This is a genomic window from Trinickia acidisoli (assembly GCF_017315725.1).
GTDB classification, from domain to species: Bacteria; Pseudomonadota; Gammaproteobacteria; order Burkholderiales; family Burkholderiaceae; genus Trinickia; species Trinickia acidisoli.
Genome location: NZ_JAFLRG010000001.1, coordinates 816,230 through 831,003 on the forward strand (window position 1 = coordinate 816,230; position 14,774 = coordinate 831,003).

The following is a 14,774-nucleotide window of genomic DNA, read 5'->3' on the forward strand; positions in this document are numbered from 1 at the left end:
CGCATTTTACTTGAAGCGGCTCGCCGTAGCCGGCGAGCCCTCGGGGGCGGCATCAAAGGCCGGCAAGGAGAGCATCGCGCGCAAGAGCGGTAGCGTGATTGCGCGCTTTTGCTCGAGCGAGAAACGGTCGAGCGCGTCGAGCAGTGCCATTAGGCTCGGCATGTCGCGTCGAAAGTGGGTAAGCAGGTAGGCCGGCACGTCGTCGGCAAGCGCGATGCCGCGTTCCTTGGCGGCGTGCTTGAGGACGGCGCTCTTGCGTTCGTCGGGTAGCGGGGCGAGGTGGAACACGAGACCCCAGCCCAGGCGCGTGCGCAGATCCTCGCGCACGGCGAGCCCGATCGGCGCGGCGTTGCCGGTGGCGACAAGTGCGCTCGTCGGATGCGCGCGCACCTCGTTGAAGAGGTTGAACAGCGCGATTTGCTGCGCGCTCGAGAGCCTATCGCAGTCGTCGACCGCGTAGATCGCGACACGCGGATCGAACGCGAACGCCGTCAGCGCGCTTTGCGGACCGAGAAACGACGCTCGGCCCGGCGCCGCGCTGTGCACGAGCGCCGAGAGCAGATGGCTGCGCCCGCTGCCGCTCTCGCCCCAGACATAGAACGTACGGTCGGCGAGCGGGCCCGCCGCGAGCGCGCTGTCGAGCTCGGCGAGCCGCGCGACGAGTTCCGCGTTGGCGCCGGCGAAAAAGTTGTCGAACGTCGACGGTGGCGGCGTGCCGAGGTCGAGCGTCAGTTGGCGATGCACAGTCACGATGGGAGGAACGCAAACAATCACAAACGATCAATTCTTATAAAGCGCGCTCGCGAGGTAGCCGCGCCGCACTTCGCGCAGTGCGGTGGACAGTATCGCGCTCACGGGTAGCGCGAGCAGTATCCCGAAGAAGCCGAACAGTTGGCCGAACGCGAGCAACGCGAAGATGACCGCGAGCGGATGCAGGCCGATCCGCTCGCCGACGAGGCGCGGCGTGAGGAACATGCTCTCGAGGATTTGCCCGATGCCGTAGACGATCGCGATGGCGACGAAGCCGTAGAGGCTGCCGAACTGCAGCAGCGCCGCGAGCAGCGCGAGCGCCAGGCCCGTTGCGAAGCCGACGTACGGGATGAAGACGGCGAGCCCCGTGAAGATGCCGATCGGCAGCGCGATTTCGAAGCCGGCGATCGTGAGCGCAAGGCCGTAGAACGCGGCGAGCACGCCCATCACGAGCAACTGGCCGCGCAAATACTGCGACAGTGTGCGGTCCATCTCGACGGCGAGCTCGAGTGTCTTGGGCAGCCAGCGCCGCGGCACGATGCCCGCAAGGCGCGCGAGCATCGTGTTCCAATCGTAGAGCAGGTAGTAGAGCACGAGCGGCACCATCACCACGTCACCGATCACGGTGATCATGACGTTGCTGCTCGTGCGCAGCGATTTCCAGGCCGCGAGCGCGACCGTTTGCGCGCTGCCCTCGAGCTGGGTCGTCAGCATGTCGCGCAGGCTCGAGAAGTCGAAGACGTCGCCGTAGCCGAGCAGCGCGAGCTTGGGCTGCAGCCAGTCGTGCAGATGCGAGATCAGCCCCGGAATCTGCGCCTTCAATTCCGGCCCTTCCTTTTGCACGACCGCGAAGACGAGCAGGGCGAGCAGCGAGACGAGCAGCGCGAACACGAGCATCATCAAGAGCGCCGCGATGCCGCGAGGCACGCGGTGGCGCACGAGCCATCCGACGCCGGGCTGCAGGATGTAGGCGAGGATCGCGCCGAGCAGGAACGGCGTCAGCACGGGGCTCAGCGCCCAGAGCAGGATGCCGAGGCCGAGCGCGACGGCGCCCCAGAACAGGGCCTGGCGTTGGTAGGGCGTGAGAATCGGTGAATTCTGCGACAAAGGCGTATCCCAGTCGGCATCGGTTAAAATCGCATTTTACCGACCTTCTCGCTCCTCCCCATGAATCAACCGAAATCCGCTCCGGACGCCCAGGGTCTGTCGTATCGTGACGTGGGCGTCGACATCGACGCCGGCGATGCGCTCGTCGATGCCATCAAACCCTTCGCGAAGAAGACGCTGCGCGAAGGCGTGCTAGCCGGTATCGGCGGGTTCGGCGCGCTGTTCGAGGTGCCGAAGAAGTATCGCGAGCCCGTGCTCGTCTCCGGCACCGACGGTGTCGGCACGAAGCTGAAGCTGGCCTTCCATCTGAACAAACACGATACGGTCGGCCAGGATCTCGTGGCGATGAGCGTCAACGACATCCTCGTGCAAGGCGCCGAGCCGCTGTTCTTCCTCGACTACTTCGCCTGCGGCAAGCTCGACGTCGGCACGGCCGCCACGGTCGTCAAAGGCATCGCGCAGGGCTGCGAGCTGGCCGGTTGCGCGCTGATCGGCGGCGAGACGGCCGAAATGCCGGGCATGTATCCCGACGGCGAATACGACCTCGCGGGCTTTGCGGTCGGCGCCGTCGAAAAGAGCAAGATCATCGACGGCGGCACGATCGCCTCCGGCGACGTCGTGCTGGGCGTGGCTTCGAGCGGCATCCATTCGAACGGCTTCTCGCTCGTGCGCAAGATCATCGAGCGCGCGAACCCCGATTTGTCGGCCGATTTCCATGGCCGCTCGCTCGCCGACACGCTGATGGCGCCCACGCGCATCTACGTCAAGCCGCTGCTCGCGCTGATGCAGAAGATCGCCGTGAAGGGGATGGCGCATATCACGGGCGGGGGCCTCGTCGAAAACATTCCGCGCGTGCTGCGCGAAGGACTCACGGTTGAGCTGCGGCAGTCGGCCTGGCCGATGCCGCCGCTTTTTACGTGGCTGCAGCAGCATGGGGGCGTTGCCGATGCCGAGATGCATCGCGTCTTCAACTGCGGGATCGGGATGGCGGTCATCGTCGCGGCATCCGATGCCGACGCCGCGCTGCGCGACCTGACGGCCGCCGGCGAGCAGGTGTGGAAGATCGGCGTCGTGCGGGCGAGCAAGGAAGGCGAGGCGCAGACGGTGGTCGTTTGAGCGAGACGTTCGCGACGAGTCGTTGAACGGTCCACGCCGTTCAGGTGCCGGCGTCGCAGGTTTGCGTCGCGCTCGTTGTCGAAGAGAAGCCGCTTGGGTTTGAGCCAAGCGGCTTTTTTAATCGACAGCGCGCTGGGCAAGTTATGGTGCCGCGCTCGATCCGATTTATGCGGACATGTCGAGCGCGTTGCCCGAGACAACCGCTTCGACCGCGCTCACCGCATCGCTCGTCGCATTCGGCGCGCAACAATCGACGACGATACGCTCGGGCATCGAGCGCAGCCAAGTCAACTGCCGCTTGCAGAGCTGGCGTGTGGCGAAGATGCCCTTGTCGCGCATCGTCGCGTGGTCGATCGCCGCATCGAGGTGCTCCCATGCCTGCCGATAGCCGACACAGCGCATCGACGGCAACTCCGGGTTCAAGTCTCCACGTGCGCGCAGCCGCCGCACCTCGTCGATAAAGCCGGCTGCGAGCATGGCGTCGAAACGCTCTGCGATGCGCGCGTGCAGGACGGCGCGGTCGCTCGGCTCGAGCGCGATCGGGACGAAGCGGTAGGGTGTTTCTTCGCGGCGCTCAGCGTTTGCCAATAGCATCGACATCGGCTGGCCCGTCAGCAGGAAGACTTCGAGCGCGCGTTGGATACGCTGTGCGTCGTTCGGCGCGAGGCGTGCCGCCGTGGCCGGGTCCACGCCTGCGAGCCGTGCGTGCAGCGCGGGCCAGCCGTCGCGCGCGGCATCGGCTTCCAGCGCCGCGCGCACGTCAGGGTGGGCGGACGGTAAGTCGTTCAAGCCCTGCGTCAGCGCCTTGTAGTAGAGCATCGTTCCGCCGACGAGCAGCGGCACGCGGCCTCGCGCGAGCACTTCTCCGATCGCTTGCCGCGCATCGGCACGAAAATCCGCCGCCGAGTAGGCTTGCGTCGGCTCGCGGATGTCGATCAGATGGTGGGGTACGCTTGCACGCTCATCCAGCGTGGGCTTCGCGGTGCCGATGTCCATGCCCCGATAGACGAGCGCCGAATCGACGCTGACGATTTCCGTCGGATACTTGGCCGCGAACGCGAGCGCTGCCGCGGTCTTGCCCGACGCCGTCGGGCCCAGCAGGCAAGCGATCGCGACGCGAGGCGGCTTGTTCGGCTCGTTCATGCGCTTACTGTCCGCGCAGGAAAAGCCGGTCGAGATCGGCGAGCGTGAGCTGATACCAGGTCGGCCGGCCGTGATTGCACTGGTCGGCGCGTTCGGTCGCTTCCATCTGGCGCAGCAGCGCGTTTATCTCGTCGAGCGTCAAGCGCCGGTTCGCCCGCACGGCGTGATGGCATGCGAGCGTGCCGAGCAGTTCGTGCTGGCGCTCGGTCAGCACGCGCGAGCCGCCGAAGGCATGCAAATCGGCCAGCACCGCCCGCGCGAGCGCAGGTAGATCGGCGTCTTTGAGCAGCGCCGGCACGGCGCGGATGGCGAGCGTTGTCGGCGAGAGCGGAGCGAGATCGAAGCCGAGCGCGTCGAGCGCTTCGCGCTCTTCTTCCGCCGTGCCGATTTCGACGGCGTCGGCCGTCATCGAAACCGGAATCAACAGGGGCTGCACGGCCACCGTTCGTTCGGCCAGCGCGAGCTTGAATTGCTCGTAGAGGATGCGCTCGTGCGCCGCGTGCATATCGATGATCACGAGCCCGCGCGCGTTCTGCGCCAGCACGTAGACGCCATGGATCTGGCCGATCGCGAACCCGAGCGGATGATCGAGATCGGCCGCCATCGGGGCGTGCGAGGCGCCGAACGAGCGGCCTGCTTGGGCCGCTTCGGCCTCTTGCGCGGCGCCGTCGCGCGCCTCAAAAGCCGACGACGTCGTTGACGCAAACCAAGGTGCGATTCCGCCTTCGCTTTCGCCTGCGCCGCTCGTGCGTGTGGCATCCTTGCGCCCGAACAGCGCATCGTAGAGCGCCAGCGGTTGCGCAACGGGCAGCGTGCCCTGCGTCATGCGCGCATCGCGCATCCATGTCGTTGCGCCGCGGCTCGCCGCCGTGATCGAGACGCCCCCAGGCATCGCGCCCGTACCCGTGGCCCCGGCCGCGCCGCCGCCTAGCCCTGAATCCGCACGCGGCTCGATCTGCGCCGCATGACCGAGTGCCGTTGTCTCGGGCGAAGCGCCGGCGTGACGGGCCAGCGCGCGCTGCAGCGCATGGAATACGAACTGATGGACCGCGCGCGAGTCGCGGAAACGCACTTCGATCTTCGACGGATGCACGTTGACGTCGACCCCCTCGGGCGGCAGGTCGAGGAACAGCACGTACGACGGATAGCGGTCGCCGTGCAGCACGTCTTCATAGGCCGCGCGGACGGCATGCGTCAGCAGCTTGTCGCGCACGAAGCGGCCGTTGACGAAAAAATATTGCTGGTCCGCGCGGCCGCGGCTCGCCGTCGGCAGCCCTGCGCAGCCATAGAGCGCAATGTCTGCGGCGACTTCCTCGAGCGGCAGGTGAGCGCTCGCGAACGCTTCGCCGAGTATCTTGGCGACGCGCGCGGGCGGCTCGCTCGCGTTCCAGTGCTCGAGCGCGCGGCCGTTGTGCATGACCGAAATCGCGACGTCGGGCCGCGCGAGCGCGGCGCGCCGGATCATCTCGACGCAATGGCCGAGCTCCGTTTGTTCGCTTTTGAGGAACTTTCGGCGCGCGGGCGTGTTGAAGTAAAGCTCGCGCACTTCGATCGTCGTGCCCACGCCGCCCGCGGCCGGCGTCAACGCGCCCGTTTGCGCGTCGATGCGCGTTGCGTGCGCGGCGTCGAGCGTGCGGCTCGTGATGAACATTTCGGCCACGGACGCGATCGAAGCGAGCGCCTCGCCGCGAAACCCGAGCGTGGCGACGGCCTCGAGCTCGGCGAGCGAGCGGATCTTGCTCGTCGCATGGCGCATCAGCGCGAGCGGCAACTCGCCGGGGGGCATGCCGCAGCCGTCGTCGGCGATTGAGATGCGCTTGACGCCGCCCGCGTCGAGCGTGATGCGCAGCGTCTTGGCGCCCGCATCGAGCGCGTTCTCGAGCAGTTCCTTGACGACCGAGGCCGGGCGTTCGACGACCTCGCCGGCGGCGATTTGGCTGATGAGCTGATCGGGCAGCGGCGCGATCGCGCGGCGCGTCGGCGTCATCGGCTGCGCGGCGCGCTCGGCATCGGCCGGCGATTCGGGGAATTCGGACATGGGGCGATTATAGCGATTCGCCGCCCGCCGATTTCCGTGGCCGGCGCCGTGTGCCGCGCCGTTTCGAGATCGGTCATGTAGTTTCGGTATCATGGCGCGATGACGCCGGACGACGGTGCGGCCTCGCTGCACCGCCCCGTGGCGCTTCGCTCGTTTCGATTTTTAGCAAGGAATGCCTTTGGACACGCTGCTCCATTTCGTCGCCCTGGTTCTGCATATCGACAAATTTCTCGGCGATTTCGTCCATCAATACGGCGCGTGGGTCTATGCCGTGCTCTTTCTGATCGTCTTTTGCGAGACCGGTCTCGTGGTCTTGCCGTTTTTGCCTGGCGATTCGCTGTTGTTCATCGGCGGGGCGTTTTGCGCGACGGGGGAGATGAATCTGCCGTCGCTGATCGCGCTACTGCTCGTCGCCTCGGTGGGGGGCAACAGCGTCAACTACCTGATCGGCAGGGCCATCGGGCCGAAGGTCTTCAATACGCATATTCCGTTGCTGGAGCGCTTCCTCGACCGGGCCGCGCTGCGAAAAACGCACAATTTCTATGAACGGCACGGCGGCAAGACGATCGTGCTCGCCCGCTTCATTCCCGTCGTGCGCACGTTCGCCCCGTTCGTGGCCGGCGTGTCGGACATGCGCATGGGGCGCTTCCAGTTCTTCAATGTGACCGGCGCCGCGCTGTGGGTATTGTTGCTCGTGCTGGCCGGCTACTTCTTCGGCAATATTCCGTTCATTCGTCAGTACTTGAACTTGATCGTGCTCGTCGGCGTGGGCGCGGCGGTCGTGCCGGTCGTGCTGGCCGCGCTGTACAAGCTCATGCGGAAGAAATCGTCGGCGCACGTCGCGCCGAACCGCGGCGGCCGCTGAGCATCGACGCCGGGCTCGGCGTTTTGCGCACGATGTGACGTATAACAAGGAGGGAAGATCATCATGCAAGGTCCGACCACCGACGTTCGCCTGATATCGGTACCGCTCGATACGCTTCGGCCCACGCAGATCACGGTGGGCTATCACGAGGTCGAGGTCAAGCGCGCGCATTGGAAGTCGCTCGACAAGAAAGCGCGCGCGCAGGCCATTTCTACGCATTGGTTCCCGGCGGTTCTCGGCCCCGGCGAGCAGCACTTCATCGTCGATCATCACCACCTCGGGCTTGCGCTCATCGAAGAAGGCGAGAGCCGGGTTCCGATGATGATGTTGCGCGATCTTTCGTGGCTCGAACCCGCGATCTTCTGGCGCATGATGGAGCACTTTCAGTGGGTGCATCCGTTCGGTCCCGACGGTACGCGGCACGACTACGGCCGTTTGCCCACGACCTTGACCGAACTCGTCGACGATCCCTATCGCAGCTTGGCGGGCGAGTTGCGCCGCATCGGCGGCTTTGCGAAGGACACGACGCCGTTCAGCGAATTTCTCTGGGCCGACTATCTGCGGCCGAAGATCTCCGAAAAGCGCATCCGCAAGGATTTCGACAAGGCGCTCAAGGCGGCGCTTGCCTGCGCGCACGATCCCGACGCCCGCTATCTGCCGGGCTGGTCGGGCGCGATGGCCGCCCCGGCCCATTGACCCGGCGTTTCATGCCATGACGATCGACACGGGGCACGCCGCCGCGGCGCATCTGCAAGACCCGTCTCAGTATGCGCGGCCCAGCGCGCCGAAGCCGCCTGCGCAGCGCGCGCTCAAGGACGCACTCGCAGGCATGTCGATCGCGGGGCTGCTATTGCCGGAGGCCGTGGCTTACGCGAGCATCGCCAATCTGCCGCCGCAAGCGGGGCTCGTCGCGCTGTTGGTGGGGCTCGTCGTCTACGCGCTGCTCGGCAGCAGCCGCTTCGCGATCGTTTCCTCGACCTCATCGTCGGCGGCCGTACTCGCGGCCACCGTCAGCGCGCAAGCCGGCGGCGGGGCACAGCTCGCTTACGCGGCCGCGCTCGTCGCGGCCACCGGCGTGCTGTTCGCACTCGCGGGCTTCGCGCGCTTCGGCGGTATGTCCGATTTCGTCGCCAAACCCGTGTTGCGCGGGTTCGCCTTCGGCCTTGCGCTGACGATCGCCGTCAAGCAGTTGCCGAGCATTCTCGGCGTGTCGTCGCATTACAGCGACGTGCCGCGCATGGCGTTCGATCTCGCACGGCAGTTCGATGCATGGAACAGGTACAGCACCGCGCTGGGCGGCATCGCGCTCGCGATCCTTTTCGTGCTCGGCCGGCGCGCACGCATTCCGGCGACGCTCGTCGTCATCGTCCTCGGTATCGGCGCGGGGTACTTCATCGACTGGCACCGCTGGGGCATTGCCGTTGTCGGGGCGATCGACGTGCAGGACGTGCGCTTCGCACTGCCCGCGTTCGCGCGGCCGCAATGGCTGCAGACGGTCGAGCTCGCCTTCGCGCTGATGCTGATCCTCTACGCCGAGTCGTACGGCTCGATTCGCAGCTTCGCGCTCAAGCACGGCGACGCGATGTCGGCCAATCGCGATCTCGTTGCCCTGGGCGGTGCGAACCTCGTTTCGGCGATGCTGCAAGGCATGCCTGTCGGCGCGGGGTATTCGGCGACGTCGGCCAACGAAGCGGCCGGGGCGCAGACGCGTTGGGCGGGCCTTGTTGCCGCCGTTGTCGTCGGGCTGCTCGTCTTCTTTCTGCGGTCGCAGCTCGCGCGCATTCCGGAGCCCGTGCTGGCGGCTATCGTCATCTATGCCGTCAGCCATTCGCTGCATCCGGACGTGTTTCGGCCGTACTGGGCCTGGCGGCGCGATCGCCTCGTCTCGGTCGCGGCGCTCGTGGGCGTGCTCGTGCTCGGCGTGCTGCATGGCCTCATCGTCGCGATCGGCGTGAGCCTGCTGCTGACGCTGCGCAATTTCTCCGAGCCGAAGGTGAGCGTGCTCGGCCGCTTGCGCGACAGCCACGACTTCGTCGATCTGTCGGCGCATGCCGATGCCCGGCCCGTCGACGGCATCATGATCGTGCGTCCCGAGGCGCCGCTGTTCTTCGCGAATGCCGACCGGGTGCTCAGCGCAGCACGTAAGCTGATCGCCGCGCAGGCAAGCGCGCCCAATACGATCATGCTGAGCCTGGAGGAGACGCCCGACCTCGACGGCACGGCGATCGAGGCGCTGCGCATCTTTGCCGCCGAGCTGCGTGCGCATGGTCAGCGGCTGTTGCTCGTGCGCCTGAAGCAACGCGCGCTCGAGGCGCTCAGACGGGCCGCCGACGACACGCTGCCGCTCGATGCCTTGCGCGAGCTCAGCGTCGATGAATGCGTACAATCGGTGCTCGCACCATCACAGAACACGACGCAATCGCCGACGCAGGCGAGCTGATGCTCGCATCGCCCGTTGTTGCCCGTGCACCCTGCCCACGAGGAACGCTTCCCGATGAAGATGAGCGATATTCCATTCGGTGTGACCGACTGGTCCGACGTCGAATCCGAAACGCATCCGGGCGATTCAGGCACGGCCCTGTGGCGCACGCGCCAATTCGGCGACATCCGTGTGCGTCGCGTCGAATACACGCCCGGCTATCTGGCTGACCATTGGTGTGTGAAAGGGCACATTCTCTATGTGCTCGAAGGCGAACTGCATACCGAACTCGAAGACGGCCGCCGCTTCGTATTGAAGGCAGGCCAAAGCTACCAGGTTGCCGATGGGGCGGAGCCGCACCGTTCGAGCACGCCCGTCGGCGCGACGCTATTCATCGTGGATTGACGCTCGCCGCCGACATGCACGGCCCGATAGAACCGAGGAGACAGTCGAACCATGAAACGCCAATTGCCTGATGGCCGGCCCGAGGGCCGTGCGCACTTTCTGCCCGCTCAGCCGCTCGTCATTCGTCTTGCCGCGCTCGCGTGCTCGATGGCCGTGGTGTTCGCCGGCTCCGCAGCGCCTGCGCAGGCGGCGCAAGAAAGCGCGCCGGCAGGCGCGCCCGCGGCAAGCGGCGTCGTCACCGCCGACACGCTGGAGGCGCGGCTCGCTGCTTTGCCTGCAGGGCCCGACAAGGATGCTGTCATGCTCGGCTACCGTTTGTCAGTCGATACGCCGCATTACGCGCCGGGCCACGTGCCGGGCGGCGCCATGTCGTGCGCGAGCTGCCACATCGGCGCGGGCACGACGCCGCATGCATCGCCGTGGTATGGGATGACTGGCGTCACGCCTTCTTATACGGCTCGCAGTGCTAAAGTCGAGTCGCTTGCGCAGCGCATCAACAATTGCTTCCTTCGTTCGGAAAACGGCGTGCCGCTCGCGTTCGATTCGCGCGAGATGAACGCTTTGCTCGCCTACATGACGTTCGTCTCGAAAGGCGTGCAAAGCGGCGCATTCGGCCCCGGCCGCGGCATCGGTTCGATCGCGAACGCCGCGCACATGACGCCTGACCCCGTGCACGGCAAGGCCGTCTTCGCCGCGCGTTGTGCTTCTTGTCACGGTGCGGACGGGCAGGGCGTGCAAAGCGGCGGGCGTTATGTGTTCCCACCGCTTTGGGGCAATGCGTCGTTCAATATCGGTGCGAGCATGGCGCGCACGGGACCGGCCGCCGCATTCATCAAGCACAACATGCCGCTCGGCAATGCGACGCTCAGCGATCAAGAGGCGCTCGACGTCGCGGCTTATGTGACGCATCAACCGCGTCCGGACTTCCCCGGCAAGTCGAACGACTGGCCCCAAGGCGGCAAACCGGCGGACGCGCGCTACTGACGCGGCCGTGCGTGGCGAGCGTTGCGCGGGTGAATCCATCCCCCTTTCGCGTTTTCGCTTAAGGCAACGAAATCGTGAGATTGGCCGATTCCGCCTCGGGCTGCACGAGCTGCGAGTACGGTGCGAGGGTGTGCATCGTCGAGTCGCGCAGGTAGGTGTTCAGGCCGAAGTACGCCCCAAGCCCGACGAGCGCGAAGACGGCGCCGATCGTCCACAGCGGCAACTCGTGCTTGAGCCGATGCGCGATTTGATCGGGCAGCGGCCAGTGCGGTGCGAACGGTGCGCGCTTGCCTTTCATCTGCGCGATTTCGTCGCCGAGCCGCCCGGTGAGATAGGAGAGCTTCTCGGGCCCTTCGAGCAGGTATTTGCCTTGAAAGCCGAGCAGCAGACACATATGGAACACTTCGAGCGATTGCAGCCGTGCGACGCCTTGCGCACGACACGCTTCGAGGTGCTCGAAGAATTTCTCTCCGGCTAGCTGTTCGCCGAACAGCGTGAGCTGCAACGGTCGGCGCTCCCATTCGGCGCGGATCTTGAACGAGGACGCCAACACCGCTTCGTCGATCGCCGCACAGAACGCGAACTTCGAGGCGTAGACGTCGTCGGCCGGCGCGTTGAGCTTCTTCGCGCCGCGCTCGAACTCGGCGAGAAACGCTTGGACACGGGCACCGAACTCGCCGGCATCGTCGGGCTCGCGCCCCTGCTTGAGCAGAAACACCATGAAAAAGCCGTCGTAGAGCAGATCGCGCAGCGAACGGGCCTGAAAGCTTGCCTCGGCCGAGGAGGCCGAGGGCGGCGCGGACGAGGGCGCATTGGCGCCGAACAGCGAAGGCATTTGAGTCATGACGTGACCGCGATGAGTTCGAGTTTGAGATCGTTGATGCCGGACGGCGCGTAGATCATGGCCGATTGCGCTTGCAGCATTCGGTCATAGAGACTGCTGCGCGATTCGAACGCGAAATAGCAGGCGCCGGGACGCACCGGCACGGCCGGCGGCACTTGCGGCGTATAGACGAGACGCACGCCCGGCATGGCCGACAGCACGAGTTTGTCGACGTCGTCGGGCGCGCCGACCTTGAAGCGCGCGGGCACCGCCTCGACGAGCTCGACCGCGGGCATGTCGGCCGAGACGGCGAGGAAGAACGTCGTCTTCTCGTCGATCTTGCCCGAATCGAGCCGGCCGACGTGGAACGAGGGGCGCACTTCATCGAGCGCGATCGCGAAGTAGCGCGTCGAAATGACCGTTTCGAGCAGATCGCGCACGATCGTGTCGAGCAGCGCGAAGCCGGCGCCCGGATCGTCGTGACGATAAGCCGGCAAATCGGCAAGCGCGTGGCGTTTGGAGAACGTCATCAGTTGCCCGGCAAGCCGCAAAAGCTCTTGGAAGAGCCGTTCGGGGTGCAGTGTGGGCTGCTGCAGCAAGTGCACGAGCGAGGCGACCGCGCCGTTCGCCGTATGCAACAGCCAAAACGAGGCGATGTCGCCCGAGCGAAACTCGATGATGTTCTTCGTCGGCTCGCGGTGAAAGCCATAAAGCGCGCTGACTTTGGCCTGCAGCGCGTCGATGAGTTGGCGCAGCCGCTGATGCAGGATCGGTGACGCCTCGACGGCGAGGCACGGCGGCACGAACGTGTCGTCGAACTCGAACCCCGAGGTGGCCGTGCGCCGCAAGCGGGCGAGCGGCACGGCCAGCAATTGCGCGCGTGGCTCGGCGTGGCTGATCAGCTTGACGCGTGTTTTGAGAAACGTCAGGTTCGCGACGGCCGCATCGGTGAATTGATCGGCGACACTCGATTGCTTGGGCGCGTAGCGCGAGGCGAAGGTTTCGGTCGATTCGTTCGCGCTGTTGCCGCCCGTCTCGCGCAGCGGATGCAGCGCGAGGTAGAAGACGAACTCGGAGACGCCCTCGGGCAGCGTATCGAGCGCGACCGACTGCGGCAGTTCGTCGGCGAGCGGCGCGGCATAGAGGGTGCCGTCGGGAAACACGAGCGAGAGCTCGGACAGCCGCAGCAGATTGTTCGCGAGCGAGTCGGCGTCGAAGCGTACGCTGCGCACGCCCCAATTGAACGGCTGGATCGCGCGGATCGATTCGAACAGCCGCGCCTCGTGATAGGCGTCTTGTTGTTGAAAATGCTGGGGCCGCAGAAAGAGCCCCTCGCCCCAAAGCAATTTCGCCGAATAACTCATCTCAATTTCACTGTCAGGTTTTTTGTGTATCGTGCGCACGGCTACCGTGGCCGGCGATGCCGGTGCGCGCGTCGATCCATTGGCCGGCGCGCTAGCCGCAACTGACGGATGAGAGCATATTGAGCCCCTGCAACGGCAATTGCGGATCGGGCGAGATGACGGCCCCGCTCGTGACGGTCATGGCACAGTTATGAAGGCCGATCATTATGCCGGATTTCTCCGATTTAGCCGGATCGAAGGCGAATTTCCAACGCTGTAGCGCCGGGTCGCGAAACAATGCCACGACACCGAACGCTTGCGCCTCGCGCGTGACCTTCTCGGTCATTTCATAATGCTGGCCGGGGATCAGCGTCACCTCGCGCACGCTGAGCAAATCGGCGCCGAGCGCGCTCTTTTCTTTCGCGGGATCGGTGAACGTATCGAATGGTGCTTGCTGGAAAGAAGTCGGGTCTTTCAGTGCATAGAGCCGCACGACGAGCGCGAGCGGATGGTTGTCGGTGGCCGCGTTCAGGTTGGGCGCGGCCGCGAGCGTGAGCGGGACGTTGCGCGGCGGCTTCTGCGAATCGGGCACGGGGGGCTTGCCGATGCCGGCGGCCTGCAGCGCCGTGGAAGCCGCGGCGCCGAGCACCGAGACGCCGGCGGCGCAGCCGCCCAGAAGTGCGCATAGGGCGAGCGGCCACACGAGGCGCGACACGATCCGATAACCGAAAGCTTTACGACTCACGCCGGCACCCCATCCAAAGTTGAAACATGGCTCATTGATGTCCGATTGACACGCCGCGCAGCGATGACGACACGCAGCGTACAAGTTTGTCTAGTTTGGGTAATAGGAAAAATTTTCCACTAATAAATTCATTTCGCATTGATTCGGAAATTATTTCGGCATTGCCTTCAGTGCTCCCTTCAGTGTCTATCTGGGATATCAGATCGAATTCAAAAGCGGATGAATCTGATTCGAAGCGATGCAGTTGAATTATCGAAAATTGGCCGGTACTATACGCGCGCACTCGCCGCAAAGCAAAGTTGCGGTTTCCCTCCAGCGAATTAATAAGCCGCCTGCCAGTAAGTAAGAATGATGAAACGACGACTTTCTCTATTTTCCGCGGCGGTGCTCGTATGCGCCGCTATGGCTGGTTGCGCGACGCAAAACGCCACGACGCAAACCACTCCCGAAGCGTTCAATAAAGCGCTGGCCGACGCCGATACCGTCGCCAAGGGCGGTGATCAAGCGCGCGCACTCGCGCTGTACGATCAATTGACGAAGATGGACCCGACGCGCGAGGAGCCGTGGTCGCGCATCGCGCAGATCCAGTTCCAGCAGTCTCACTACGGGCAGGCCATCGTCGCCGCGCAGGAAGCGCTCTCGCGCGATCAAACCGATCGCGACGCGAAGAGCGTGCTGGCCGTCAGCGGCTTGCGCGTGGCAACGGAATCGCTCGGCCAACTGCGGCAGGATTCGGCGCTCGCCGGCGACGCCAAGTCGGACGCGCAGGTGCTCGCGCATCAACTGCGCGAAACGCTCGGTGAGAACACGTTGTTCCCGGAAGAAGCCGCGGAGAAAAAGCCCGTCGCGAAAAAGCGCCGCTACGTGCGTCGTCCCGTGGCGGCCGCGCAAAAACCCGCCGAGAAATTGGCCGATGAAGGGGCGGCCGCTCCGGCACCGGCCAAGAGCGCCGAGCCGGCTGCGCCGGTCCAACCGGCGCCGCAGCCCGCGAAGAGCGGCGGCGCATCCGATCCCTTCAGTGCCCTTCGCTGATCGG

The 14,774-nt window shown here is 65.4% G+C and carries 14 protein-coding genes; 7 read left to right on the top strand and 7 right to left on the bottom strand.

Annotation, left to right across the window (positions count from 1 at the left end; genetic code table 11):
• Window positions 1-6: 6 nt before the first annotated feature.
• Both hda and J3485_RS03770 read right to left on the bottom strand, forming a co-directional pair.
• Window positions 7-750, bottom strand: a complete 744-nt coding sequence (gene hda, locus J3485_RS03765; protein WP_206951231.1) for a DnaA regulatory inactivator Hda — start codon at window positions 748-750, stop codon at window positions 7-9.
• 30 nt (window positions 751-780) lie between these two features.
• Window positions 781-1,857 (bottom strand): AI-2E family transporter, encoded by a 1,077-nt coding sequence (locus J3485_RS03770; protein ID WP_206951232.1) that lies wholly within the window; start codon window positions 1,855-1,857, stop codon window positions 781-783.
• 60 nt (window positions 1,858-1,917) lie between these two features.
• Between J3485_RS03770 and purM the strand changes: the two genes are divergently transcribed.
• Window positions 1,918-2,973: a phosphoribosylformylglycinamidine cyclo-ligase gene (gene purM / locus J3485_RS03775; RefSeq protein ID WP_206951233.1), complete on the top strand. Its 1,056-nt coding sequence runs from the start codon at window positions 1,918-1,920 to the stop codon at window positions 2,971-2,973.
• 165 nt (window positions 2,974-3,138) lie between these two features.
• Here the strand turns inward: purM and miaA are convergent, their stop codons facing one another.
• Together miaA and mutL are read right to left on the bottom strand one after the other, a co-directional pair.
• Window positions 3,139-4,116, bottom strand: a complete 978-nt coding sequence (gene miaA / locus J3485_RS03780) for a tRNA (adenosine(37)-N6)-dimethylallyltransferase MiaA (RefSeq protein WP_206951234.1) — start codon at window positions 4,114-4,116, stop codon at window positions 3,139-3,141.
• 4 nt (window positions 4,117-4,120) lie between these two features.
• Window positions 4,121-6,154 carry a DNA mismatch repair endonuclease MutL gene (gene mutL / locus J3485_RS03785; RefSeq protein ID WP_206951235.1) on the bottom strand — a complete coding sequence of 678 codons (2,034 nt, stop codon included), beginning with the start codon at window positions 6,152-6,154 and terminating at the stop codon, window positions 4,121-4,123.
• A 178-nt stretch (window positions 6,155-6,332) separates the two neighbouring features.
• Here mutL and J3485_RS03790 point away from each other — a divergent pair, with 178 nt between their 5' ends.
• The 5 genes from J3485_RS03790 (at window position 6,333) to J3485_RS03810 (ending at window position 10,827) form a co-directional block, all read left to right on the top strand.
• On the top strand, window positions 6,333-7,019 hold the full coding sequence (locus tag J3485_RS03790; RefSeq protein WP_206951236.1) for a DedA family protein: 687 nt from the start codon (window positions 6,333-6,335) through the stop codon (window positions 7,017-7,019).
• A 63-nt stretch (window positions 7,020-7,082) separates the two neighbouring features.
• Window positions 7,083-7,715, top strand: coding sequence for a ParB-like protein (locus tag J3485_RS03795; protein WP_206951237.1), 633 nt, complete (start codon window positions 7,083-7,085; stop codon window positions 7,713-7,715).
• Window positions 7,716-7,731: 16 nt separating this feature from the next.
• Window positions 7,732-9,459 (top strand): SulP family inorganic anion transporter, encoded by a 1,728-nt coding sequence (locus J3485_RS03800; protein WP_206951238.1) that lies wholly within the window; start codon window positions 7,732-7,734, stop codon window positions 9,457-9,459.
• A 54-nt stretch (window positions 9,460-9,513) separates the two neighbouring features.
• On the top strand, window positions 9,514-9,843 hold the full coding sequence (locus J3485_RS03805) for a DHCW motif cupin fold protein (RefSeq protein WP_206951239.1): 330 nt from the start codon (window positions 9,514-9,516) through the stop codon (window positions 9,841-9,843).
• A 51-nt stretch (window positions 9,844-9,894) separates the two neighbouring features.
• Window positions 9,895-10,827, top strand: coding sequence for a c-type cytochrome (locus J3485_RS03810; protein WP_242538469.1), 933 nt, complete (start codon window positions 9,895-9,897; stop codon window positions 10,825-10,827).
• Window positions 10,828-10,885: 58 nt separating this feature from the next.
• Here the strand turns inward: J3485_RS03810 and icmH are convergent, their stop codons facing one another.
• The 3 genes from icmH to tssJ form a co-directional block, all read right to left on the bottom strand.
• On the bottom strand, window positions 10,886-11,671 hold the full coding sequence (icmH, locus tag J3485_RS03815) for a type IVB secretion system protein IcmH/DotU (RefSeq protein ID WP_206951240.1): 786 nt from the start codon (window positions 11,669-11,671) through the stop codon (window positions 10,886-10,888).
• Entirely contained in the window at window positions 11,668-13,014 is a 1,347-nt protein-coding gene (gene tssK, locus J3485_RS03820; protein WP_206951241.1) for a type VI secretion system baseplate subunit TssK, read from the bottom strand. Before tssK ends, icmH begins: the two co-directional genes overlap by 4 nt.
• Before the next feature lie 91 nt (window positions 13,015-13,105).
• Window positions 13,106-13,708: a type VI secretion system lipoprotein TssJ gene (tssJ, locus tag J3485_RS03825; protein WP_206955627.1), complete on the bottom strand. Its 603-nt coding sequence runs from the start codon at window positions 13,706-13,708 to the stop codon at window positions 13,106-13,108.
• Between the two features lie 378 nt (window positions 13,709-14,086).
• On the opposite strand from tssJ, the gene J3485_RS03830 reads away from it, so the two are divergent.
• On the top strand, window positions 14,087-14,770 hold the full coding sequence (locus J3485_RS03830) for a tetratricopeptide repeat protein (RefSeq protein ID WP_206951242.1): 684 nt from the start codon (window positions 14,087-14,089) through the stop codon (window positions 14,768-14,770).
• Window positions 14,771-14,774: the final 4 nt, after the last annotated feature.

Coding starts and splice junctions, on each gene's coding strand:
- purM (WP_206951233.1), top strand. CDS start 1,918: ATGAATCAACCGAAATCCGCTCCGGACGCCCAGGGTCTGTCGTATCGT.
- miaA (WP_206951234.1), bottom strand. CDS start 4,116: ATGAACGAGCCGAACAAGCCGCCTCGCGTCGCGATCGCTTGCCTGCTG.
- mutL (WP_206951235.1), bottom strand. CDS start 6,154: ATGTCCGAATTCCCCGAATCGCCGGCCGATGCCGAGCGCGCCGCGCAG.
- J3485_RS03795 (WP_206951237.1), top strand. CDS start 7,083: ATGCAAGGTCCGACCACCGACGTTCGCCTGATATCGGTACCGCTCGAT.
- J3485_RS03800 (WP_206951238.1), top strand. CDS start 7,732: ATGACGATCGACACGGGGCACGCCGCCGCGGCGCATCTGCAAGACCCG.
- J3485_RS03805 (WP_206951239.1), top strand. CDS start 9,514: ATGAAGATGAGCGATATTCCATTCGGTGTGACCGACTGGTCCGACGTC.
- J3485_RS03810 (WP_242538469.1), top strand. CDS start 9,895: ATGAAACGCCAATTGCCTGATGGCCGGCCCGAGGGCCGTGCGCACTTT.
- icmH (WP_206951240.1), bottom strand. CDS start 11,671: ATGACTCAAATGCCTTCGCTGTTCGGCGCCAATGCGCCCTCGTCCGCG.
- tssK (WP_206951241.1), bottom strand. CDS start 13,014: ATGAGTTATTCGGCGAAATTGCTTTGGGGCGAGGGGCTCTTTCTGCGG.
- J3485_RS03830 (WP_206951242.1), top strand. CDS start 14,087: ATGATGAAACGACGACTTTCTCTATTTTCCGCGGCGGTGCTCGTATGC.